A 24,333-nucleotide genomic window follows, 5' to 3' on the forward strand; every position below is an offset into this window, starting at 1 on the left:
AACACAACACAATAAAACGAGGAGGTACGGATGAAATATTCAGAATATCAACCTCGCCCCGATCTGCTTAAAGATCGCATTATCCTGATTACAGGTGCGGGCGATGGTATTGGCCGTGCGGCTGCCCTCAGCTATGCCTTACATGGCGCAACCGTGGTTTTACATGGACGCACACTGAATAAACTAGAAGTGATTTACGATGAAATTGAAGGATTGGGTGCCCCCCAACCGGCGATTTTACCGCTACAACTGTCTAGTGCCTCTCCTCGTGATTATGAGCTGTTGGTCGATACCTTAGAAAAGCAATTTGGACGCCTAGACGGCATTTTGCATAATGCAGGGATTTTGGGTGAGCGGACTGAACTAGAACATTATCCTGTGGATGTTTGGGATGATGTTATGGCGGTGAACCTTCGTGCGCCTTTTGTACTGACTCAAGAGCTAATGCCATTACTGCAAAAATCTGAGCATGCCTCAGTGGTCTTTGCCAGTTCGGGTGTGGGACGTGAAGCCCGTGAACGTTGGGGCGCGTACTCGGTCTCAAAAATTGCCATTGAAGCCGTGAGTACATTGTTCGCCAAAGAAAATGAACACCCCAATATTCGTTTTAACTGCATTAATCCCGGTGCGACACGTACTGCCATGCGTGCAAAGGCGTATCCAGACGAAGATCCAAAAACTTTGCCTACGCCTGAAAGCATCATGCCTGCATATTTATATTTAATGGGTGACGACAGCTTGCATTTAACCGGTGCCAGCATAGATGCCCAAGATGAATAAGCTTAAAGCCAATTTAAAAAAGGAAGCGCGAGCTTCCTTTTTTATGTATTGAATGCCTACAAGACATCATTAACCGACTGATTTCGCGGTGTCCACGCGAAAGTCGACTTGAGTTTTTAGCAAATTTGCCGATACTTGGGGCATTCTTTAAAAACATTGGATTGATACATGTCTGACTTTAGCAATATTACAGTGACTCCAACTGAGGATGGCATGGTTAACCTACTGGTCGATGGTCAACCGATTTCAGCAAAATATGGCATGAAATTCGACCCGAGTATCGTGGAAGATTTAAAGGGCTTAGATGTCGGTCAAAATGCAAAATTATTTGAACAATTTATTTTTTCGCATACTGACTTAAACTTTGAGCATGCCTATTTCTATGTCACTTGCATTCAAAAGCAAGAAGCAGGCTTTCAAGTGATCACTAACTTTGTTTATCGCATCATTGCGCAAGATCAAGCACCGTTTGAGCATGTGATTACCAAACAAGGTGCAGCAATGACACCTGAAGATATTAATGAATTTATTCAAGCTCATATTCAAAAATCATTAACGGATTATACTGACCTGAAATACGCATACTAATTACGTTCCAAGTGACACATTTAGAACTAAAAAGGGCCATTTGATGCCCTTTTTTTAAACTCTTAGATTAGCATTTGAAATTCAACAAGCTTTGATCAATAGACAGCTTCATTACCCAACTTGCCATTGATCGTATTTTTAAATTATTTTTATAATAATATTCGGTTTTTCAAATTAGGTATAAAAGCATAGACTGTTGGCCATGACATAGACCGACGGCAAGGAGACCCAAATGGCTGATCAAACACGTAAAATTGAAACCATTCGTTCAATTGAAACCTTACAACTGACTGAAAATTTGATCTCTGCAATGGACGATGCCGAGCAAGCTGAATCTGTGGCTCAAGCGATTTATTCACTCCAATGCCTCAATGAGCAGTGGTACTAAAACCCGAATTTACCCACCGTTTTCATTCCAGTATCTCTACCCTATTTGCCCATCAAGACTTGATGGGCGTTTTTGATCGTGCTTACAATAGACCTCAAATTTAATCAAAGCTGAATTGCAAGGATAAAAAGCACGCATTATCGGACCATCGCTTTCAAGATGGAAAGATTGTTCTCAGCACGAAATTTATCGCATAATATCCGCAATCTCTTCGTTTTATTTAAAGAAATATTCATCTTTCTTCACAGTTTCTCTGCATTTAATGCGTACAGTAGTGATATTGAAGATAAATTACTCATGAGGGTTGAACATGAAAAAGATTTTGCCAATTTTGGCTATTTCTTTCAGTGCTTTAATAGCAAGCAGCATCACGTCTGCAGCGCCTCACTTCAAGAACGATGAACGTGGCTTTGATGGCCCACGCGGCAATGCATATGGTCAAGTGAAAAAAGATCGTAATTTCCGTGGTTATCAGGACGATGACGATCTTGAAGATCGACGCCGTATGCGTGAACAACGTGGAGTCAAACGTTTGCAACAACATAAATGGCAAACGGGCTATGTGATGCCACAGCATTATCGTGGTAATGGTTATAAAGTCGATTATAAAGACCATAACTTACCTAAACCATCGCGTAATCAGCAATGGTATAAAATCAATAATGACTACATATTGGTCAACTCAGATAGTAACAGTATTCTGAAAATTTTAGGTATGTAAGCCGTTTTGAATTTAATTTCGCCATATTTTTAAAGCCCAGATCAACTCTGGGCTTTTTTATGAGGTTTTTTTAATGTTTAACCGCAAAAGCTGATGCTGCCTAACGTTCAGATCATTTACACACCTTCAAATTTACTCCATACATTTCACAATTCAACTATATTGCCCCCACGCTTTCTCTGAACTTTCTCGCTAATTTTGAAGCATCGAAAAACAGATTAGAAATGTATAGAGGTGTCCCATGAACAAAATCGTATCGAGTTTAGTTCTTTCCGTATCGGCTTTGATGGCAACAACAGCAGCCATTGCTGCGCCAGACCATCGTCAAGATGACCGCCGTTACCATCCGTCATACCAACATCAAGACAACCGTTGGGATAAAGATCACCGTCCGAGCAATTGGAATAACAACAACCGTTATGACAATAATCGCTACGACCGTAATGACTTTCGTCGTGTAAATCCAAGCCGCGATTGGCGTGTTGGTCAAAGCTTTCCTCGTTATTTCGATTCAAGCCGCTACAAAGTGAGTGATCGTGAAGCGCGCCGCTTACCGAACACCGGTCGTTATCAACAATGGTACAAAATCAATGGTGACTACGTGCTAGTCAATGATCGTACCGATCGCATCATTCGCATTAAGAATGGCTAATCATTCGACGATCTCTTAAGTCCCTTTCCCAACACCTGAACACTGTTCAGGTGTTTTTTTATATTTGCTTTCCGCTGTCATATGTTTTTGTTTAGAATCATCCATACCAAAGCGAATAAACAGGCATAGGCATGCAAACGAATATCACTGAACCATCTTCTAGCACAACCTTACAGTATGTGCATTGGTTCCGTCATTCTGCACCCTATATTAATGCGCATCGTAACAAAACCTTTGTCATCATGTTTGATGGTGAAGCGCTGCAACATGAAAATTTTCAACACATTATTCACGATATTGCCTTATTACACTCGCTTGGTATTCGTCTAATTTTGGTGCATGGTGCCCGTCCGCAAATCAATCATAATTTACAAAGCAGCGGCATCCAGACACCATTTCATCATCATCGTCGCATTACCACACGCGAATCTTTACCTGCAGTGATGAATGCTGTTGGCTCCATTCGTCTGCAAATTGAAGCCCTCCTATCTATGGGTTTAGCCAACTCACCGATGTACGGCGCGCGCATTGATGTGGTCTCAGGTAATTTAGTCACGGCAAAACCGTATGGCATTCGTGACGGTATCGATTTTCAACTGTCTGGTGAAGTTCGTTCCGTCGATATTGATGCGATTCAACGTCATTTAGAGAGCCAAAACATTGTGGTGCTTGGGCCGACAGGTTATTCCACTACAGGTGAAGTGTTTAATTTATTGGCTGAAGAAGTTGCGACCAAAACTGCGATAAGTTTAAAAGCGGATAAGTTAATTTTCTTGGGCAAACAACACGGTTTGCACAATGAACATGGGCAGCTACAACGCGAAATTACACCTCATCAACTTGATCAGCATATTTTGCAATATCAAGATTCTAATCCCGATATTGCCCTGCATTTAAGCGTTGCTAAAGATGCTTCTTTACAAGGCGTACACCGTGTTCATCTTATTTCATATGCCTATGATGGCGCATTGATCGAAGAACTGTTCACGCGTGACGGTTCTGGCACTATGATCACGGATGCGCATTATGAAGAAGTGCGTACTGCCGATATTCAAGATGTGGGTGGCTTAATCAATCTCTTACGCCCTCTCGAACAAGAAGGCATCTTGGTTTATCGCTCACGCGAACGTCTGGAAAATGAAATTGGACAATTTGCAGTGATTGAACGTGACGGTACGATTTTGGCTTGCGCTGCGTTATACCCGATTCCTGTCACAGGGAATGAAAAACGCTCTGCTGAAATCGCATGTGTGGCTGTGCATCCAGGTTATCGAAAATCGAATCGTGGCAGCCAAATTTTGCATTATTTAGAAGAAAAAGCGCGAGATTTAGGTATTGAACAATTGTTTATTTTGACCACACGGACAGCGCATTGGTTCCTTGAACAAGGTTTTGAACAAGTCAGTGTCGATGACTTACCGAATGCCCGTCAGGCCTTATATAACTACCAAAGAAACTCATTGGTTTGTAAAAAGTCACTTTAAAGTGGCTTTTTTTATGCGCTGAATAGCATTATTTTGCATAAGGTTATGCCGAATCCCTTGGCTATCCCCTCAAATCACTTTGCAAGCCATAGAATAACCATATCTACCATTTAAATAACCCAAATAAATAAAATAATTTCAATAACTTAAAATAATGCTTCGACACATTATATGTTTTTCTAAAATCATAATTTTTCATAAGTTTTGCTAATATTTATTTATCTTTTTTCCTGATTTTAAATTTAAGTTTTCTTATTTTTTTCGAAAAAGAAAACTCTTTAGCTTATGTGTTCATAAATCAACAGTTCTGCAACTTTAGGCCTTTATAGGAGCAACACATGCGTACGCACAAAGCAAAACTTTGGACAAAAACACTTGTACTGTCTACAGCGGTTGTGGGTGCCATGATGATGTCGGGCTGTGGCAAAAAAGAGGCTGAAGAAAATGTCACCTTAAATATCGGCTTCCAAAAATATGGCTTATTGCCAATTTTAAAAGAACGCGGAACCTTAGAAACAGCCTTAAAAAGCCAAGGTGTAAATATCAAATGGGTGGAATTTCCTGCGGGTCCACAGCTGCTTGAAGGCCTCAATGTGGGCAGCGTGTCATTTGGTGAAGTCGGTGAAGCACCGCCTATCTTTGCTCAAGCCGCTCAAACCGATTTGGTTTACATTGCCAACCAACCTGCTGTTCCAAAAGCTGAAGCTTTAATTGTGCAAAAAGATTCGGCTATTCACAGTATTCAGGACTTAAAAGGTAAACGTGTGGCCTTAAACAAAGGCTCAAACGTGCATTACCTGTTGCTCAAGTTGTTGGAAGCCAATCAGCTTAAATTTAGCGACATCAATGTCGTGTATTTACCGCCTGCCGATGCACGTGCTGCTTTTGAAAAAGGCGCCGTTGATGCATGGGTAATTTGGGACCCGTTCCTTTCTGCCGCTGAGCATCAACTTAATGCTCGCACCATTGCCAATGGTGAAAACTTGGTGAAGAACTACCAGTTCTATTTGGCCGATCGTAAATTTGCTCAGGAAAATCCAAAAGTACTACAAGCCGTGGTGAATGAGTTGAATTTGACCACGCAATGGGTCTCAAAAAATCAAGATGAAGCGGCCAAGTTACTCGAAGGCAAAACCGGCTTAGGTCTAGATGTACTTAAAACATCAATTTCTCGCTTAGGCAATCAAGTGACGCCGATTACTACACAAGTGGCACAAGAGCAGCAGCAAGTCGCTGATGCGTTTTATAACGAAAAATTAATTCCAAATAAATTAAATATTGAGTCGGCCATTATCAAATAAGCCGACCACAGCATAAGGGCGATGCCATGCGTATTCTAAGAACATTTTCCATACTGACTTTAGCCACCTTAGGCCTTGGGCTCAGTGCCTGCCAAAAACAAGAAACAGCACAGCAGGATCGTGAAAAACCAACTGAAACTACCGTAAAAACCTTGGTTATCGGTTTTCAAAAATCAGCATTAAATTTGCTGGTTGCCCGTGAACAAAAGCTCTTTGAACAACAATTTCCCGGCGCTCAGATTGAATGGAAGGAATTCCCTGCTGGCCCACAAATGTTAGAAGCTCTTGCGGTCGGTGCGGTGGATTATGGCTATGTCGGCAACACCCCGCCTATTTTTGCCCAAGCTGCCAATAAAGACCTGAATTATATTGGCTATGAAGTGGTGCCTGAACAGTCGCTTGCTGTCGTGATTCCAGCGGATAGCTCAATCAAAACCATTCAAGAATTACGTGGCAAACGCGTTGCTGTACAAAAAGGCTCGAGTGCGCATGAGTTATTAGCCAAAACTTTAGAAAAAGCCGGTTTGACTTGGAATGACATTCAACCGATTTGGATTCCACCAGCAGATGCACGGGCCGCATTTGATAAAAAATCAATTGATGCATGGGCTATTTGGGACCCGTTTTTATCTGCAGCGGAGTTGGATGCTCAGGCTAAAGTGCTGATTCAATCTGGTGATTTTCCAAAGACCTATTCATTTTATGTGGCAAATCCAAAAGTCGTTCAAACGCACCCTGATGCCCCAGCTAAATTTTTAAAGGCCCTAGACGCTTCCGATCAGTGGATTGTGAAGAACCAAAATGTGGCTTTAGAGGTTTATCAAAACAGCACTGGGCTGCAAAAGAATATTGCTGCGCAAGCCTTTTCTCGCCGATCTAAACCATCTCCTGTGCGCCCACTGACACCCGAGGTCATACAAGCACAGCAAAATATTGCGGACTTATTTAAACAAGTCCAACTGATTCCAAACAACATTCAAGTCCAAAAGCTAGTTTGGACACCTTCATCACATTGATACCCGAGCCATCAAAAATACAAGGAACTGAACATGAAAATTTTCTGGTTTATCCCTACCCACGGTGACAGTCGCTACTTAGGAACAAGTAAAGGTGCACGCCAAGTCGATCATGCCTACATGAAGCAAATTGCAGTAGCGGTGGATAATCTTGGCTATGAAGGCGTTCTGATTCCGACAGGTCGTTCATGTGAAGATCCATGGCTTACAGCTGCAAGCTTGATTGATGCCACTAAAAATCTAAAATTTCTAGTCGCGCTACGCCCAGGGGTGACAACGCCTGCACTGACTGCACGTATGGCTGCAACATTTGACCGTTTATCTGGCGGTCGTATCTTACTGAATTTAGTTACAGGCGGTGATGAGCAAGAACTCAAGGGTGATGGTGTCTATGAAGATCACGCAACGCGTTACCAAACTGCCGCGGAATACACCACAATTTGGCGTGAAATTTTAACCCGTTCACATACTGGTGAAAGCTATACCTTCCATGGCGAACGTTTGAGTGTAGACGACGCCAAATTACTCTATCCACCGGTACAAAAACCTTATCCACCACTATGGTTTGGCGGTTCGTCAGAAGCTGCTGTTGAACTCGCGACAGATCAAGTTGACACCTATTTAACTTGGGGTGAGCCACCTGCTGCGGTAAAAGAAAAAATTGCAGTGGTGCGTGAAAAAGCCAAAGCCAAAGGACGTGAACTGAATTATGGCATTCGTTTACATGTCATTGTGCGCGAAACCAATGAAGAGGCATGGAAAGCAGCAGAAGAGCTGATCCAATATGTCGACGATGCCACCATTGCAGCCGCGCAAGCCAAGTTCAAAACCATGGACTCTGTTGGTCAACGCCGTATGGCTGAACTGCACAACGGCGACCGTAGCAAATTAGAAGTATCGCCAAACTTATGGGCGGGTGTTGGCCTGGTTCGTGGTGGTGCAGGTACGGCACTCGTTGGTGATCCTGAAACGGTAGCCGCACGTATCCAAGAATATGCTGATCTAGGAATTAGCACCTTTATTTTCTCTGGTTACCCACACCTTGAAGAGTCGATCCGTTTCGCAGAATTGGTGTTCCCACTACTGCCATTGGAAACGCGTCAGAAATTGGTTCAACCTAACTTAACAGGCCCATTTGGTGAGATCGTCGCGAACAACTACACCCCAGATGAAAATAAAAAAGCTGGAAAGATTCAGGAGCCGGCCTAATGTCCAAAACTGTTTCTGTTGAAACCTTCAAAGCACCGAAGGTTTCACGTGGAACACAACTCGGGCAGCGTTTGCTACCTTGGTTGTTTCCTATTGCATTAATTATTGTATGGCAAATTGCCTCTATTACAGGGCTGTTAGAAAGTCGCATTTTGCCTGCGCCAAGTGCGGTCGTGGTGGCTTTTTGGAACTTACTGATCAGTGGTGAATTGTGGAAGCATGTCCAAATCAGTGCGGGTCGTGCTTTGGTTGGGCTTTTAGTTGGGGGTGGATTAGGTCTTTTTTTAGGGCTGCTAAATGGTTCATCAAAAACAGCATCGACGCTACTCGATACCTCGCTGCAAATGATCCGTAATATTCCTGCTCTTGCTCTAATTCCATTGGTGATTTTATGGTTTGGGATCGATGAATCGGCCAAGCTTTTTTTAGTCGCTATTGGCGTATTCTTTCCCATTTATATCAATACCTATCATGGTATTCGTTCTGTAGACCGTCAACTGATTGAAATGGGCAAAAGCTATGGTTTGAGTGGCTGGCAACTGTATAAAGAAATCATTCTGCCGGGAGCGATGCCGTCTATTTTGGTTGGCCTGCGTTTTTCACTCGGTCTCGTTTGGGTTTTGTTGATTGTGGCAGAAACCATTTCTGCACAAGCCGGCATCGGTTATATGACCATGAACGCACGCGAGTTCCTGCAAACCGACATCGTCTTGGTCGGGATTTTATTGTATGCCCTACTCGGTAAATTAGCCGATGTACTGGCTGTTGCCTTAGAAAAATATTTACTCCGTTGGCACTCGGGTTACCAAAAATAAGGAGCATGTGATGACCGATTTAAGCATAAGCCGTCATGCAGACGACTCAACCCAACCTCAGCGTTCTTCTGTCGAGGATATCAACCCCCATGCGGTGTTGGGCGCAGAGATCCTGATTGAACAACTACACAAATTTTATGGCGATGTTAAAGTCCTTGAAGACCTTGACCTGCATATTCAACCTGGTGAATTCTTGGCGATTGTCGGTCGTAGTGGCTGTGGTAAAAGTACCCTGCTTCGCCTCATCGCCGACTTAGAAAAACCGAGTTATGGCGAAATTAAATTTAAGTCTGCTCGTCATATTCGTGAAGGCATCACCAGTGATGATATTCGTGTGATGTTCCAAGACCCTCGCCTCCTGCCTTGGCGTAGCATTGAGAAAAATGTGCAACTCGGTTTAAGCAAAGACCAACATGCCAATGCCACAGCACTCCTCGAGAAAGTTGGTTTAAAAGACAAAGCGGGGCTTTGGCCAACACAGCTATCAGGGGGGCAACGTCAACGTACTGCACTGGCACGTGCTTTGTCACATAAACCACGCATTTTGCTGCTAGATGAACCACTGGGTGCGCTCGATGCCTTAACACGTTTAGATATGCAGAATTTGATTGAAAAACTCTGGACTGAACAAGGGTTTACCGCGATTTTGGTCACGCATGATGTGAGTGAAGCCGTACAGTTGGCAGACCGTATAATCTTGCTTGATAAAGGCCATATTGCCAAAGAATTTAATGTCAATTTGGCCCGACCACGAAAAAAAGGCATTGAATTTACTGAACTTGAACAACAAGTCTTACAAGCGGTGTTGGCCACTTAAGCTGTACTTGTGCAGGAAATCATCACTTAAACCGTGTGACTTCCTGTACTATTCAAGAACAATATCGCAACAAAACCATGTTTAGCATTGAGGGTAGATTTATCGCCTGTTGACAAATACATCACAAAAATTACGACAAATCATATAAATCCATGACTAAAAATAATGATTTATTTAAATTTCACCCTAAAATGATTATTTGAAATATTATGGCATTCGTCGTATTTATTTGACCATTGAACAGAATAAACTGCCAAAATTCATAAAATTAAAAACGATGATTGTGCACAAATCTGTTGATTTGCCGTACAATTCAATATTCCCTTTTCATTTTCTTAAAAGAGCTAATGGAACAAAAAAAGAGTACCCAGAAACGCCACCAGTTGCTTAATGCAGCACTGGATGTCTTTTCCCTGTATGGCTTCAATGGCGCCAGCTTGGATGAGATCGCACAGATTGCAGAAATGCATAAATCGAATATTTTCTATTACTATGAAAATAAAGAAGCGCTTTATGTTGAAGTTCTGACAACGGTTCTACAAAAGTGGCTTGCTCCGCTACAAATGTTGGAAGCAGACCTTGAGCCTGAAGAAGCGATCACCAATTATCTATTGCAGAAAATTGAAGTATCTCGTACGCAACCGAAAGCCTCACGTTTGTTCGCACTTGAAGTCATTCAGGGCGCACCACACATTCTTGAAATTTTAAAAGGCCCACTAAAAAAATTAGTGAAACGCAAAGCCAAAGTCATTAGCAACTGGCAAGAACAAGGCAAAATTTCAAAAGATATTGATCCAGAACTTTTAATTCTGAACATTTGGGCAATCACGCAAAACTATGCTGACTTTGCAACCCAAATGGAAATGGTCACTGGAAAAACCTTACGTAATCGCAGTATGCAACAACGGATTATTCAACATACCGTTCATATGATGCTTTACGGTGTAATTCCACGCCCAGAAAAGTAAATTGAATTGGGTCGAATTGGCATACGACCATAGCATTCTATGGTCGCCGACCGAAATTAGCTAAATGCCTTATTTTACTGTTTGATATAATTCCAATAATTTCTTTGCGCCGAATAATAAATTTTCTTCCCAATCCAAATGTGCTGTGTCATTCGCACCATCGGTAATATATTTTACCGACACAAAGCGAACACCCAGTTTTTTACATACTTTAGCGATTGCGTAGCCTTCCATATCGACAAGATTACACGGTACTTTCGGCAGCCCAGTTTCAAAGCTGTCGCCTGTACCACAAATTCCTTTAGGCAAATGACTAAACATGCTCTCTGGCTGAATTTCAGCAGGATGATCGGTATCCATCGGGGTCACCCCGACATCAAAACCCAAAGGCGATACATCCATATCCCGTTGTACAAATTGAGCCACTTCAACCAAAGCATGTGCATCAAAATGTGAACTTCCCGCAGTGCCCAAATTCAGCAAAGTATGACATCCGGTTTTTTGAATCACATCAAAGGCTTTAAATGCGGCATTGACTTTACCAATACCACTGTAATGCACTTCAATGCCTGCAGCTTCAAACAAGCCTTTAGATTCACTCGGCAGTGCCATAATTAAAGCGATTTGCTGACGCATAGCGGTCTCCTCAAATTGATGCCTTCATATAGCATACATTTGCACGTGCGCAGAAAAAATCAGCTTCAAAAATCACATTGCTCAGAAAAATAAACTCCTCAAGCAGATTCAACTGCTATCAAATTTGAAATTGCATCGGACGTTTGCCAATAAAAGATGGTGCCAATTGTTGGTCGTGACGTAAGGCATCTAAAATCTTCTCTAAGGCAATATGTGCCATATCCCCTCGTACACTATGCGAATGGGTCATCGGCATATGCTCGATGCCAACTCTTCGCGCTGACAAAATTTTAATGTCTTGTTTGTTGACCACCCAAGTATAGGCATTCACAGCCGGCATCAATGCCTTAGACAACAATTTTGGAATCGGAAATTTATAACTAACACAGGTATAAACCCTTGACTCATACGGTCCCACAGGGCTAATCAGACTATTAAACACCATGCCCGACGGCTCTCCCCAATGGTATTCCACCAAGGTAATATTCGGCGCGATAAAACTGTCGCGGTGGACTTGTTCAGCACCATGCGGATTGGTCAGCCATGGCATCATGCCAACATCTGCATCATGGTCATGATAGTCAACGACTACTTTGCGCGGCCCCACATCTATGGTGGCATCCACGGCTTTTCCCGACTCTGAACGAAACCAGCCTTCATGCACAAATATGGTATGGGTCACATCCATAATATTTTGTGCAACAGCGCCCATCTCACCATCATAACTGCCGACCATGTAATAGCTGACCCAGCCGGCTTGATCATAAAACGGTAATTTAAATATTTCTGGGCGTTCCTGTTTGGGCTTTTCACCGAGATAAATCCATACCACCCCATCTTGCTCACACACATCAAAACTACGCTGTTTAAAGGGATGCGGTTTTTCTGGAAAAAACTGCCCATTGACACTGGGAATATGCGCCACATGGCCATCACCCTGATACGACCAACCATGATATGGACATGTAACGCAGCCATCAGTCATTTTACCCTGAGACAAAGGCACACCACGATGCACACATTGATCGAGCAATGCAGCGGCTGTTCCATCTTTTTGTCGGAACAGAACAATTTTTTTACCATACAGGGTGGCTGAAAAAGGTTGATCTTTTTTGAGTTCTTTAGAGGTACAAGCGACGTACCACTCTTCTAATAATCCTTTGGCATCATCCCAAAAACTGGTTTGATTACACATAATTCGATCCTTATTTTTATCTTTTTTGTTTTAATCCATATGCCTTGCTCTAGTTCCTATACTTCAAGCAAGTTTATATCTCGAAGCCAATTGATCTCTCGAAAATACGCGCAAATTTTATACATGAATGTTTTGCTTGGATAGCAAAATAACGTAACTGCATCACACGCTTGCAGAAGCTCTATATTTGTTTGCTGAAATCCGTCAAAGCCAACGCGCAATAGTTTTCTTCAACGGATTTACATTCACCCGACATCATTTAAGATGCGCGCTGAGCATCACAATACGCTTTTAAACACGGAGAAAAAAATAAGCTGCCGCGATAAAACCCTTGTATGGTTTTCAGCATCACCAATGTCCAAAGCGTACAGAGCAATACTGCAAAAAAAGTACCGAACTGTTGAATAGCGTGTAACTGCGTTTGTTCCGCCAAATGGATGACCGCCAAACTAAAAACGCCGAATGGAAACGTCATCGCCCACCACCCGAGATTAAAGGGTAAATCTCGTAAATGTTTTAGCGTGATGAGTATAGCGACTCCAAACCACCATACACCAAATCCAAGTAGAACAAGGGCTGCAAACACACCGCCTTGAAGTAACACCTGTCCTAAATCAACCAAATTTACTGCTGTCAAAATACGAGGGGCTTGCTCTCCCAAAAGTACCAGCGCTAACGCCCCTGTCCCAATCGGTCCTAAGGCCAACCAACTGCTGATTGCCATCTCCTTGCTTGGCAATTGATGTAAAGCCAGACGCAGCAACAAGATGCTTAAGATGGCAAAGGCTGGAAATACTGAGATTCCCCAAAGCAGATAACTCCCCAGCAAAATATGGACAGCATGGGCCTGTGCAGGTAAATGCGCCAACAATAAACCGCCTGAACTGGCAGCCACCTCGCAAGCCACTATCGGCAATAACCATACTGCGGTCATGCCTTGCAGCGCATGTTGCTGACGACTAAACATCAGAAAGGGAACACACCATGCAATCGCAATTGCCATCAACACATCGACATACCATAAATATTCAGCCCATGTGATGATACTTACGCCCAAAAACTCAGTGTACAGCGTGGTGCCAAATTTCAATGCGCCATTGATCAGGGTTGCCAGTGCCATGGGGATTGCCCCAAGAAATAAACTCATCACCGGATGCTGGAAAATCTGCTTGGCTTCTTGTGGATACAAGATCCATCGGCTGAGATACATCCCACTAAACAATATGAACAACACGATGCTGATCTGCCACAACCCTGCTCCGATGGACCACATCCACTGCGGCGCCAACGCTATAAATGGTAAAATGAGGGCCACCACACCTGTGCCCATCACCACCGTAAACCAGTTTGGGGTGAAATGACGAATCAAGTCTTGTTTATGCTGAAGTTGATAAAATGGCATTTTCATCGCATGATGCTCATCAAAATGGAATGTCTATAGTTTAAGCACACCATTAAATAAGAAAAATTGATTAATATTTATTTTTATAATTTATTTTACTGATAACTAATTCATCTCTGCATAAAAAAACTTGAGTAAAAACACAACAACAAGACGAACGCAGAAGATTATGGCAATATATAGCCCTCAAACATTTTCAACAATTGATTCGCCCATGAAGCTGCTCCGTCTGAATGCTTTAGCGCCCCACTTAGAACTCCCCAAAACTGCCGTGACCATTGGCAATTTTGATGGCGTACATTTGGGTCATCAAGCGATGGTCAGCCAGCTCAAAGACATAGCACAGCAACAAAACTTAAAAACAGCTGTGATGATTTTTGAGCCACAACCACTTGAATTCTTTAAAGCTTATGACGCTCCACCTCGAATCAGTTCACTACGTGAAAAAGTCGAATATTTAACTGAACTGGGCGTCGACTATATTGTGGTGGCGAAATTTGACAATGCCTTTCGTAATCTCAGCGCTGAAGAATTTGCCGATATTTTAAAAAATAAACTCAATACACAAAGTTTAGTTTTGGGCGAAGATCACCACTTTGGCAAAAACCGTCAAGGCAATAGCGAATTTTTACGCCAATACGGCTTCCAAGTCACAGCCCTGCAAAATGTCGAAGTCGATGGCGAACGTGTCAGTTCAACACTGGTTCGTCAGACATTACAAGCAGGCGACCTTGCCCATGCCGCAAAGCTTTTAGGTCGTCCTTATAGCATCACAGGTCGTGTACAGTATGGCGATCAAATCGGTCGCACGATTAATTTTCCTACCATTAATGTGCGTTTAAACCGTCATAAACCTTGTTTAAATGGCATTTATGCAGTCGATGTCATTTGTGAAACCGAATCTTTAACAGATAAAGTAAAAAGCGAAAATGCTGACAAATTAGGGGTTGCAGGTTATGCACCCTTTGCCCTGTTTGGTGCAGGGCATGTTGGTACGCGTCCCGCAATTAAACAGGAACATCCTGAATGGCGATTAGAAGTACATTTTCCTGATGTTTCTGCTAATCTGTATGGCCTGTTAATGCGGGTGACGTTCTTGAACTTTTTACATGGCGAAAAGGACTACCCTTCGCTTGAAGCACTGAAAGCCGGAATTGATGACGACGTCGAAAAGCTCCTTGAGTTTCGAGGTCAGCACCCTCATTTCCCCTTTTAAACCCCGATTATTTATTGTAAAACGCGTCAGTCAACGGGCTGATAAATTTGGAAGACAACTTGCATGAGCGATAAGCAAACTCCTGAAAATGCAGTGGATTATAAAGCCACGCTAAACCTCCCAGGTACTGAATTTGCGATGAAAGCAAATCTCGCAGTACGTGAAGCGAAATGGTTAGAAGAGTGGTATGCCGACAACATTTATCAGCAGATTCGTGCATCGCGTATTGGCAAGAAAAAATATGTGCTTCATGATGGCCCTCCATACGCAAATGGCCAAATTCACTTAGGCCATGCGGTGAATAAAGTCCTGAAAGACATCATCATCAAAAGTCGTGTAATGGACGGTTTTGACGCACCGTATGTACCAGGCTGGGACTGTCACGGTCTTCCAATCGAACTGAAAGTTGAAGAAAAAGTCGGTAAAGTCGGCGTAAAAGTAGATGCCTCAACTTTCCGTAAAGCCTGCCGTGAATATGCCTACACCCAAGTCGAATTACAGAAAAAAGACTTCGTGCGTATGGGTGTATTTGGTGATTGGGACAATCCTTACCTCACCATGAACTTCAAACAAGAAGCAGACATCGTTCGTTCGCTCGGTGCAATTGCCAAAGCAGGCCATATTGAACCGGGTCTTAAACCAGTCAACTGGTGTTTGGACTGTGGTTCTGCCTTAGCTGAAGCTGAAGTGGAATACGAAGACAAAAAATCAGATGCGATTGACGTTGGTTTTACTGTTGTTGATTTAGCTGATTTATCTGCACGCCTAGGTGTTACAGTTAGCGATTCTACAGATATCGTAATCTGGACAACCACGCCTTGGACTATGCCTGCCAACCAAGCGGTTGCTCTACATGCTGAGCTTGAATATCAATTGGTGAAAGCAACTGGCGAAGACAAAGCAGCGCAAAACTTCATCCTTGCAAAATCATTGGTTGAATCTGCAACGCAGCGTTATGGCTTTAACGCAGTTGAAGTGATTGCTGAGTTTGCTGGTGCAAAACTTGAAAACCTAGTACTACAACATCCGTTAATTGCTGAACGCCAAGTACCAGTAATCTTAGGTGAGCATGTCACAGACGGCAGTGGTACAGGTGCTGTACATACAGCGCCAGGCCATGGTGTGGACGACTATAAAGTTGGCTTACAGTACAACCTGAAAGTCGACAATCCAGTCGGCGGCAACGGTGTGTATTTACCAACTGCGCCAATTTTTGCAGGCGAACACATCTACAAAGCTAATCCAAAAATCATTGCTGCTTTAACCGAAGCAGGCAAACTTTGGGCACATGTGGTGATCAAACATAGCTATCCACATTGCTGGCGCCATAAAACACCGATTATCTTCCGTGCAACACCGCAATGGTTCATCAGCATGGATGCAAAAGGTTTACGCCAAGGTGCATTGAACGCGATTGAAAATGACATCAGCTTCGTACCGGATTGGGGTAAAAACCGTATCCAATCGATGATTGAAGGTCGTCCAGACTGGTGTATCTCACGTCAACGTACATGGGGCGTGCCAATTCCATTCTTCGTGCATAAAGACACCAACGAACTTCACCCGCGTACGCCTGAGCTGATCGAAGAAGTGGCGAAGCTGATTGAACAAGAAGGTATTGACGGCTGGTATAACCGTGATGCGTCTGAGTTTATCGGTGCAGATGCAGAGCAATACAATGCAGTTCGTGACACTCTAGACGTTTGGTTTGACTCTGGAACAACACACTTTGCAGTACTCCGTGAACGTGAAGAATTGCAAGACCCTGCTGACTTGTACCTTGAAGGTTCTGACCAACATCGTGGCTGGTTCCAGTCTTCATTGTTGACGTCTATGGCGATTAATAACCGCGCACCTTACAAAGGCTTATTGACTCACGGCTTCGTTGTTGACGAAAAAGGCCGCAAAATGTCGAAGTCGATCGGTAACGTGATCACTCCACAAGACATCATCAAAGACATGGGTGCAGATGGTCTACGTTTCTGGATCGCCTCTGCAGACTACCGTTATGAAATGACTGCGGGTAAAGAAATCTTCAGCCGTGCATCAGATGGTTACCGCCGTATCCGTAACACATTGCGTTTCTTGTTGGCTAACTTGAATGGCTTCAAACCATCGACGGATGCGTTGCCTGTTGATCAATTGATCGCACTGGATCAATACATCTTGCAACGTGCTGCGGAAGTACAGAAAACCATTCAGCAAGCCTATGAAGATATGAACTTCCATATCGTGACCAGCGCATTGACCAACTTCTGTATTAATGACTTGGGTGGTTTCTATTTAGACATCATCAAAGACCGTCAGTACACCACTAAGGCAGACTCAGCTGCGCGTCATTCTGCGCAAACTGCGTTGTATCACTTGGTTCAAGCATTTGTTCGTTGGATGTCTCCAATCTTGAGTTTCACCGCACAAGAAGCTTGGCCGCTAATTCCAGAGCAATCTGAGAAATATGTATTTACTGCGGAGTGGTATGACATTCCTGTAGCCTCTACAGCAAATTTAGTGACTGAAGCTGAATGGCAAACCTTGATCACCGTTAAATCTGCAGTGAACAAGTTTATTGAAGCTGCACGTACTGCAAAAACTGTGGGTTCAAACTTGTCTGCCAAAGTTGAACTTTGGGCCAATGCTGAGCTGAAAGCTGTTTTAGACAAATTCGGTGAAGAACTGCGTTTTGTCCTCATCACTTCTCAAGTGATTGTCAATGAGTTTGATGCAACGCAAGGTGAAGCCTCTGACCTTGATGGTTTAAATGTCAAAGTCTCTGCTGCTGATGGTGAAAAATGTGCACGCTGCTGGCATGTATTGCCAGATGTGAATACACATCACGAACATCCAGGTCTTTGTTCTCGTTGTATTATTAACCTTCCTACAGGTCAAGGCGAAGAGAGAAAATATGCCTAATCCACAAGAAAAAAAGGGCTTCTTTCAATTCTACCCACACAATTTAGTGTGGGTGGGCTTATCCATTGTTGCCATTATTTTGGATCAATGGACCAAATGGATTGCAAGTACACATCTGAACTACGCAGATCCTGTACCTGTCATGCCCTTTTTAAATTGGACATTACTACATAACTATGGCGCTGCCTTTAGTTTCTTGTCCGATGCCGGTGGATGGCAACGTTATTTCTTTACTTCACTCGCAGGACTTGTGTCTGTCATTTTTGTATTTTGGCTCATGCGTATGCCAAAAAACGTGAAAGTCCTTCCAATTGCCATTGCCCTGATTTTAGGCGGCGCAATCGGCAACTTAATTGACCGCGTATCTTTAGGCTATGTGGTGGATTTCATTCACGTGTATTACAACAACAGCCACTTTCCTGCATTTAATATTGCAGACAGTGCCATTACTTTAGGCACGATTCTGCTTCTTATCGATACATTTTTCTTAGAAAAACACCGAATTCAACGTGCGGAAGCGCAAAATGACTGATTTTATCAATCCTAACGAGGAAACTCGTATTGAAGAAGGCTCTAAAGTAGACCTTCACTTTTCTGTTGCTATTGAAAATGGCGTAGAAATTGACAATACCCGTAGCCGTGCTGAACCTGTCAGCCTTGTCATGGGTGATGGCAGCTTATTACCGGGTTTTGAGAAAGCTTTATTCGGTTTACGTGCAGGTGACCGCCGTACTGTGAGCCTTCCTCCTGAAGATGCTTTTGGTCCATGGAACCCAGAAAACGTACAAAAGTTTGATACTGTCAAATTTGAGCAACGTCCTGTTGAAGGCCATATGATTGAGTTTGAAGATAAAGCCAAACAAAGTCTGTATGGGGTGATCAAAACTGTGGGTGAAGACATTACCGAAGTGGATTTCAACCACCCTCTAGCCGGTAAAAATATCACCTTTGAAGTTGAAATTTTCAAAGTGACCCCTGCCGGTCAACAAGGCGTGAAACTGATCTAAGTTTCATCAAATAAAAAGCTCCTTCAGGAGCTTTTTTTATCACTATTTATTATAACTATCAATCGACTCGATACATTTTCTGTATATGCAACAGATCGAATTCATATTAATTTAATGCAAGACTTTAAAACAAGACAGGAAATACGATGAAACTTCATATTATTGTCGGCAGTGTCCGCGAAGGCCGTACGGCAATTAAGATTGCCAACTGGCTACTTTCAGAAATCGAAAGCTATGACTACAGTACCGTAGAAACTGAGATTGTCGATTTAAAAGAATGGGATCTGCCTATTTTTGCAGGCGCACATCCACCATTAACCGGGATTTATGACCAACCCAAACAACAAGCATGGGCAGATAAAATCGCACAAGGTGACGCATTTATTTTCATTAGCCCTGAATATAACCACGGCTACAGCCCTGCGCTCAAAAATGCATTGGATTACCTCGGTAAAGAATGGGCCGGAAAACCTGCGGCATACGTTAGCTATGGTGGCACCAATGGTTCACGTTCGATTGATCAAATTCGCCAAGTGGCAACCCAATTGGGCTTAATTGACAGTAATGCTGTGGTCGAAATTCGTGACATTTTCACGCGCAATCAAGCAGATAAATTCGAACCGAATGAATTTGACAACAAAGCAGTTAAAGCGATTTTCAAAAAATTACTGCAATATGTGAGTGCTTAATTGTTGCCGTTCGCGTGATAAATGCCGCCTTTTGCAGGTTCAGGCTTAGATTATTTTCGGCAGATGGCAGCTATACGCTATGCATCATCCACGATAAAGTTAAAGCATACAGAGACAGGAAGTTTCTAGAATAAAAAGAATGGAACATGCAGGAAGCGATTGATTTGACAGGAGTTGAATCTTAGCAATATACGAAAAAGCCCCAACAGGACGTTGGGGCTTTTTCATTTCGTTCTGTATGCTTAATCATAATGAAGCCCACCTAGGTAGGCTCCTTCTAATCATTGCGATATAGAATATTATCTTGCTTTCGACACATCCACAATTAATCGTGTTGCCAAATACAAACGCGGAATAATACTGTCTTTTAAAATATATTCTGCATTGCTTGAGTGAGCCCCATCTCCTGATAATCCCATTCCCTCAATTACAGCAGCTTTCGACTTTACTCCAGCAAAAGCAGCATCAGTACCGCCTCCTGTTGGAGTCAAAGAAACAGTCAATGGAATGTTTAACTCATTTTTATAGATGTCTTGCGCTTTTTCAGCCAACTTTTTAGAGGCATCATTTACAGCCAACGGTGGACGGCGGACTTCAAATTTCACACTGACTTGGCTATCTGATAACTTTTTATTTTTGATTTTCTCATTTAACGTTTTTTCCACGGCCTCAAAGTCTTGGACACGTAGTGCTCTGACATCCGCCTGTGCAGCAGCATGTTCTGGAATGACATTGCGTGTTTTACCCGCTTCCGCCACAGTCCAATTCAGCTTTAACCCAGTGTTAGGATCAGATAGATTTTGCATTTGTGCGATTTGGTGAGAGAGCTCAGTGAGTGCATTCACCCCTGCCTCAGGTTTCACACCGGCATGTGAAGATTTTCCTTTAATTTCTAAATAGGCTGCGCCAATGCCACTGGTTGCCAGACGTAAGTTACCATCTTTACCGCCCCCTTCAAAAGACAACACCACATCCTGATCTTGTGCTGTTTCTGTAATCAACTTACGTGAGGCAGGTGAGCTGATTTCCTCATCTGAATTCATCAAAACAGTGATCGTGCCATAGTCTTTATAATTCAATTTTTTAAGGGTATTCAAAACATGCAAAATTGCAGCTACCCCTTGTTTATCATCAATGATACCTAAGCCATAGACCTGATTACCGTCAATTTTAAACGGTTGGTTTTTAAGCATTCCCCGTTCATAAACCGTATCCATATGCGCGATCATCATGATTTTACTTTTACCTTGACCTTTCAATACCCCTTTAACTATTGGTCCCATTTTCTCAGGTGTATCGTCCATGCGATAAATATCTGTACTTTCGATCACACTCACTTCAGCACCGACATTCTTCAACTGATCTGCCACCACTTTGGCCATTTGATTCAGGCCTTCAAGATCCTTACTGCCGGATTCAATATTGACCAAGGTTTTCAAGGTCTCTAAATAACTTTGCTTTTGACTTTCCGCAACTTGCATAATCTCTTGTGGAGATGCTGCCCAACTTGCTGAAGCACTAAGCGCAATGACGCAGCCTAATGCGAGCTGAAGTTTTGATGTCGTCCGTTGTTGTGTAAGTGTTCTTAGCATCGATCTTATTCCCTGTATATTTTTCATTATGAATTTTTAATGTCTGATAAATTAATTCACCATTCAACCAATTAATCGCAAAAATATGTAACACCGCTGATGAAGATTTTAATCTCATCAAAACCAGCTTCCCGCTGTTTTAAAACAGGTTTAGATCGATTTGGGTCAATAGTTCTATCGGTCGATAGCCTTAATGCTGTGCAATACATTGACGCGACGGACAGAATGATAATTTAGGTGTTGTACGTTTTGGCTTACATCAGATGCGGATAATAGACACTATTCACGTTATTGGATTACTTTTATATTAAGGTCATACAGCGACAGGATGTCACTGAACATAAAACAACAATGATAAGACAATGAGCAGGAAGCTTAACGGTAGGACAGGAGTTATACCGCTAGAATGAATCCGAAAAAGCCCCGACAGGATGTCGGGGCTTTTTTCATTTCAAATGCTACATAAGAATAGCTCTAACATGAGCCACAACCAAACTCAGGGCAATGGCTCATTAGATCTCACCCAATCGGATACGATTACTTTTTAGAACTCTCCACAATTAAACGCGTCACCAAGTACAAACGCGGTACGATAGAATCTGTCAAAATATATTCAGCTTTATCTGAATGTAATCCATCACCTGACATGCCTAGTCCCTCAATGATCGCGGCTCTCGAACTAACCCCAGCAAAAGCGGCATCAGTACCACCACCCCAAGCGGTCGTTTCAACTTTCATCGGCAGCTTTAATTCGTTTGTGTAAATCTGCTGGGCTGTCGCGGCCAATTTTTTGGCTTGTGGACTGGCTTCTAAAGGTGGTCGACGGACTTCAAATTTGACCTCGACCTGACTTTCCGCCAATTTTTTGGTTTTGACTTTTTGCTTCAATGTTTTTTCCAACTCAGCAAAATCTTGTGGTTTTAAGGAACGAGCATCTGCCTGCGCTGTCGCATGGTCAGGAATCACATTTCGGGTTTTTCCAGCCGTCGCAACAGTCCAATTCAGCTTTAAACCCGTTTTCGGATTGGATAGATTTTCTAATTGTTGAATCTGAAAAGCCAGTTCTGTCAAGGCATTGACCCCTGCTTCAGGTTTTACCCCCGCATGCGAACCCCGCCCTTTAATATCTAAATAAGCCGCACCAATCCCACTAGTGGCTAACATCAAACTTCCCTCTAAACCACCGGTTTCAAAGGAGAGGACAACGTCCTGATTTTGAGCTGTATCCATAATCAATTGGCGCGAGCCGGGTGAACTGATTTCTTCATCTGAATTAATTAACACCGTAATGGTGCCGTAATCTTGGTACTTCAGCTGTTTCAGCATATCCAAGACATGAATCACTGCAGCAACACCTTGCTTGTCGTCCAAAATACCTAAACCATAGGCTTTATTACCATCTATACGAAACGGTTGACCTTGTAATTGGCCCTTTTGATACACCGTATCATTATGTGCCAACAACATAATGTTCGTTTTACCTTTGCCTTTCAGTACCGCTTTTACAATCGGCCCTGTCTGATCTGGCGCACCATCGAGTTTCATGATGTCTTTGGGCTGAATCACGTTCACCTCAGCCCCTGTGGCTTTTAATTGCTCTGCGACCACCTTAGCAATTTGATTCAAACCCTCAATATCTTTACTGCCGGATTCAATATTGACCAAGGTTTTCAAGGTCTCTAAATAACTTTGCTTTTGACTTTCCGCAATTTGCATAATCTCTTGTGGAGATGCTGCCCAACTTGCTGAAGCACTAAGCGCAATAACGCAGCCTAATGTGAGCTGAAGTTTTGATGTCGTCCGTTGTTGTGTAAGTATTCTTAGCATCGATCTTATTCCCTGTATATTTTTCATTATGAATTTTTAATGTCTGATAAATTAGTTCACCATTCAACCAATTAATCGCAAAAATATGTAACACCGCTGATGAAGATTTTAATCACATCAAAACCAGCTTCCTGCTGTTTTAAAAGCGGTTTAGATAATATGGATGCATAGATCTAACGGTCGATAGCCTTAATGCTGTGCAATACATTGACGCGACGGACAGAATGATAATTTAGGTGTTGTACGTTTTGGCTTACATCAGATGCGGATAATAGACACTATTCACGTTATTGGATTACTTTTATATTAAGGTCATACAGCGACAGGATGTCACTGAACATAAAACAACAATGATAAGACAATGAGCAGGAAGCTTAACGGTAGGACAGGAGTTATACCGCTAGAATGAATCCGAAAAAGCCCCGACAGGATGTCGGGGCTTTTTCGTTTAGGCTTCATGAAAGCAACAATCCATGTATTTGCACAGACTAAACATCCACCTGAAAACCTAAATCAACTTCACAGGCGGCTTGACCACCTCGAATCCCCCAATTTTCTAGAGGGCTTTCACGTAAGGTAATGATGATATGGTCTGCTGGAATACCAAATTCCACCAAATTTTGCACCAGTAATTGATATAACTTACGCTTGGTTGCTAAGGTTCGTCCCGCAAAACAATCAATGGTGATATGCGTAAAGCGCTCAGGCTGCGTCAAATGATCAAACACCTGAAACCGATGTGGCGCATGCACTTGCAAACGTATATTGCGGTCATATCGAGGCAATTGAAAACTCTGTTGTATGGCGTCAAAGACAGCATTTATCAGCTGTTGCTCTTGTTCTATGCTGTATTGCATCCGTATATCGATTTGTGTTGCAGGCATGCGCGAAACTCATTGTTGTTATTTAGATCACTACACTAGCAGGATTTAGCGACGTTCTGCTGTAGGCATTTACCTACAGCACTTGCAGTATTTACGCCTGTAGCCTCAACAGCAACGCGCCTATAGTAAGAACATACAGAGACAGGATGTCTTGCAATAAAAATAAATAATGCACATGCAGCAGGAACGCTGATCGGTATGACAGGAGTCATATCTTTAGAATGAATCTAAAAAGC

24 protein-coding genes are annotated in these 24,333 nt (G+C 42.7%); 17 read left to right on the forward strand and 7 right to left on the reverse strand.

Annotated features, from left to right (window positions below; translation table 11 throughout):
- Window positions 1-30: 30 nt before the first annotated feature.
- The 12 genes from FTU13_RS09280 to FTU13_RS09335 all read left to right on the forward strand — a co-directional run bounded on the left by FTU13_RS09280 (window position 31) and on the right by FTU13_RS09335 (window position 10,739).
- A complete protein-coding gene (locus FTU13_RS09280; protein ID WP_078190639.1) occupies window positions 31-780 on the forward strand; it encodes a YciK family oxidoreductase in 750 nt (249 codons plus the stop codon).
- Between the two features lie 168 nt (window positions 781-948).
- The gene (locus FTU13_RS09285) at window positions 949-1,368 is read left to right on the forward strand and encodes a hypothetical protein (RefSeq protein WP_180127484.1); all 420 of its coding nucleotides are present in this window, start codon (window positions 949-951) and stop codon (window positions 1,366-1,368) included.
- Between the two features lie 232 nt (window positions 1,369-1,600).
- Window positions 1,601-1,756 (forward strand): hypothetical protein, encoded by a 156-nt coding sequence (locus FTU13_RS09290; protein WP_180008593.1) that lies wholly within the window; start codon window positions 1,601-1,603, stop codon window positions 1,754-1,756.
- Between the two features lie 310 nt (window positions 1,757-2,066).
- Window positions 2,067-2,477, forward strand: coding sequence for an RcnB family protein (locus FTU13_RS09295; protein ID WP_180127486.1), 411 nt, complete (start codon window positions 2,067-2,069; stop codon window positions 2,475-2,477).
- A 241-nt stretch (window positions 2,478-2,718) separates the two neighbouring features.
- On the forward strand, window positions 2,719-3,129 hold the full coding sequence (locus FTU13_RS09300; RefSeq protein WP_168379728.1) for an RcnB family protein: 411 nt from the start codon (window positions 2,719-2,721) through the stop codon (window positions 3,127-3,129).
- Window positions 3,130-3,260: 131 nt separating this feature from the next.
- Window positions 3,261-4,613 (forward strand): amino-acid N-acetyltransferase, encoded by a 1,353-nt coding sequence (gene argA, locus FTU13_RS09305; RefSeq protein WP_111886026.1) that lies wholly within the window; start codon window positions 3,261-3,263, stop codon window positions 4,611-4,613.
- A 338-nt stretch (window positions 4,614-4,951) separates the two neighbouring features.
- Window positions 4,952-5,914 carry a sulfonate ABC transporter substrate-binding protein gene (locus FTU13_RS09310; protein WP_180127488.1) on the forward strand — a complete coding sequence of 321 codons (963 nt, stop codon included), beginning with the start codon at window positions 4,952-4,954 and terminating at the stop codon, window positions 5,912-5,914.
- A gap of 26 nt (window positions 5,915-5,940) precedes the next feature.
- Window positions 5,941-6,930: an aliphatic sulfonate ABC transporter substrate-binding protein gene (locus FTU13_RS09315; protein ID WP_180127489.1), complete on the forward strand. Its 990-nt coding sequence runs from the start codon at window positions 5,941-5,943 to the stop codon at window positions 6,928-6,930.
- Between the two features lie 33 nt (window positions 6,931-6,963).
- Window positions 6,964-8,139: an FMNH2-dependent alkanesulfonate monooxygenase gene (gene ssuD / locus FTU13_RS09320; protein WP_180127491.1), complete on the forward strand. Its 1,176-nt coding sequence runs from the start codon at window positions 6,964-6,966 to the stop codon at window positions 8,137-8,139.
- Window positions 8,139-8,954: an aliphatic sulfonate ABC transporter permease SsuC gene (gene ssuC, locus FTU13_RS09325; protein WP_180127493.1), complete on the forward strand. Its 816-nt coding sequence runs from the start codon at window positions 8,139-8,141 to the stop codon at window positions 8,952-8,954. Before ssuD ends, ssuC begins: the two co-directional genes overlap by 1 nt.
- A 10-nt stretch (window positions 8,955-8,964) precedes the next feature.
- Window positions 8,965-9,771 carry an ABC transporter ATP-binding protein gene (locus FTU13_RS09330; protein ID WP_180127495.1) on the forward strand — a complete coding sequence of 269 codons (807 nt, stop codon included), beginning with the start codon at window positions 8,965-8,967 and terminating at the stop codon, window positions 9,769-9,771.
- Between the two features lie 347 nt (window positions 9,772-10,118).
- On the forward strand, window positions 10,119-10,739 hold the full coding sequence (locus FTU13_RS09335) for a TetR/AcrR family transcriptional regulator (protein WP_078190649.1): 621 nt from the start codon (window positions 10,119-10,121) through the stop codon (window positions 10,737-10,739).
- Between the two features lie 69 nt (window positions 10,740-10,808).
- Here FTU13_RS09335 and FTU13_RS09340 read toward each other — a convergent pair whose 3' ends face one another.
- The 3 genes from FTU13_RS09340 to FTU13_RS09350 form a co-directional block, all read right to left on the reverse strand.
- Complete coding sequence (locus tag FTU13_RS09340; RefSeq protein ID WP_078190650.1) at window positions 10,809-11,375, reverse strand: 5'-nucleosidase; 567 nt, start codon at window positions 11,373-11,375, stop codon at window positions 10,809-10,811.
- Between the two features lie 118 nt (window positions 11,376-11,493).
- A complete protein-coding gene (locus tag FTU13_RS09345; protein ID WP_180024673.1) occupies window positions 11,494-12,570 on the reverse strand; it encodes an aromatic ring-hydroxylating dioxygenase subunit alpha in 1,077 nt (358 codons plus the stop codon).
- A 259-nt stretch (window positions 12,571-12,829) separates the two neighbouring features.
- Complete coding sequence (locus FTU13_RS09350) at window positions 12,830-13,978, reverse strand: TDT family transporter (protein ID WP_180127497.1); 1,149 nt, start codon at window positions 13,976-13,978, stop codon at window positions 12,830-12,832.
- A gap of 208 nt (window positions 13,979-14,186) precedes the next feature.
- On the opposite strand from FTU13_RS09350, the gene ribF reads away from it, so the two are divergent.
- From ribF to FTU13_RS09375, 5 genes are all read left to right on the forward strand, one after another.
- A complete protein-coding gene (ribF, locus tag FTU13_RS09355) occupies window positions 14,187-15,188 on the forward strand; it encodes a riboflavin biosynthesis protein RibF (RefSeq protein WP_180127499.1) in 1,002 nt (333 codons plus the stop codon).
- Window positions 15,189-15,251: 63 nt separating this feature from the next.
- Window positions 15,252-18,098, forward strand: coding sequence for an isoleucine--tRNA ligase (gene ileS, locus FTU13_RS09360; protein ID WP_180127501.1), 2,847 nt, complete (start codon window positions 15,252-15,254; stop codon window positions 18,096-18,098).
- Window positions 18,091-18,630, forward strand: a complete 540-nt coding sequence (lspA, locus tag FTU13_RS09365) for a signal peptidase II (RefSeq protein ID WP_078190655.1) — start codon at window positions 18,091-18,093, stop codon at window positions 18,628-18,630. The genes ileS and lspA overlap by 8 nt, the downstream gene beginning before the upstream one ends.
- On the forward strand, window positions 18,623-19,105 hold the full coding sequence (locus tag FTU13_RS09370) for a peptidylprolyl isomerase (protein WP_078190656.1): 483 nt from the start codon (window positions 18,623-18,625) through the stop codon (window positions 19,103-19,105). The genes lspA and FTU13_RS09370 overlap by 8 nt, the downstream gene beginning before the upstream one ends.
- A 146-nt stretch (window positions 19,106-19,251) precedes the next feature.
- Entirely contained in the window at window positions 19,252-19,794 is a 543-nt protein-coding gene (locus FTU13_RS09375; RefSeq protein WP_180078495.1) for an NADPH-dependent FMN reductase, read from the forward strand.
- A gap of 299 nt (window positions 19,795-20,093) precedes the next feature.
- Here the strand turns inward: FTU13_RS09375 and FTU13_RS09380 are convergent, their stop codons facing one another.
- From FTU13_RS09380 to FTU13_RS09395, 4 genes are all read right to left on the reverse strand, one after another.
- A complete protein-coding gene (locus FTU13_RS09380) occupies window positions 20,094-21,386 on the reverse strand; it encodes a glutamate carboxypeptidase (protein ID WP_180127502.1) in 1,293 nt (430 codons plus the stop codon).
- 537 nt (window positions 21,387-21,923) lie between these two features.
- Window positions 21,924-23,213, reverse strand: coding sequence for a glutamate carboxypeptidase (locus FTU13_RS09385; protein ID WP_180101710.1), 1,290 nt, complete (start codon window positions 23,211-23,213; stop codon window positions 21,924-21,926).
- 488 nt (window positions 23,214-23,701) lie between these two features.
- Complete coding sequence (locus tag FTU13_RS09390) at window positions 23,702-24,097, reverse strand: tautomerase family protein (RefSeq protein WP_180127504.1); 396 nt, start codon at window positions 24,095-24,097, stop codon at window positions 23,702-23,704.
- A 35-nt stretch (window positions 24,098-24,132) separates the two neighbouring features.
- Complete coding sequence (locus FTU13_RS09395; RefSeq protein WP_171263829.1) at window positions 24,133-24,309, reverse strand: hypothetical protein; 177 nt, start codon at window positions 24,307-24,309, stop codon at window positions 24,133-24,135.
- Between the last annotated feature and the right edge of the window lie 24 nt (window positions 24,310-24,333).

The sequence above is a fragment of the Acinetobacter sp. YH12064 genome (genome assembly GCF_013419735.1).
In the GTDB taxonomy this organism is placed as follows: domain Bacteria; phylum Pseudomonadota; class Gammaproteobacteria; order Pseudomonadales; family Moraxellaceae; genus Acinetobacter; species Acinetobacter amyesii.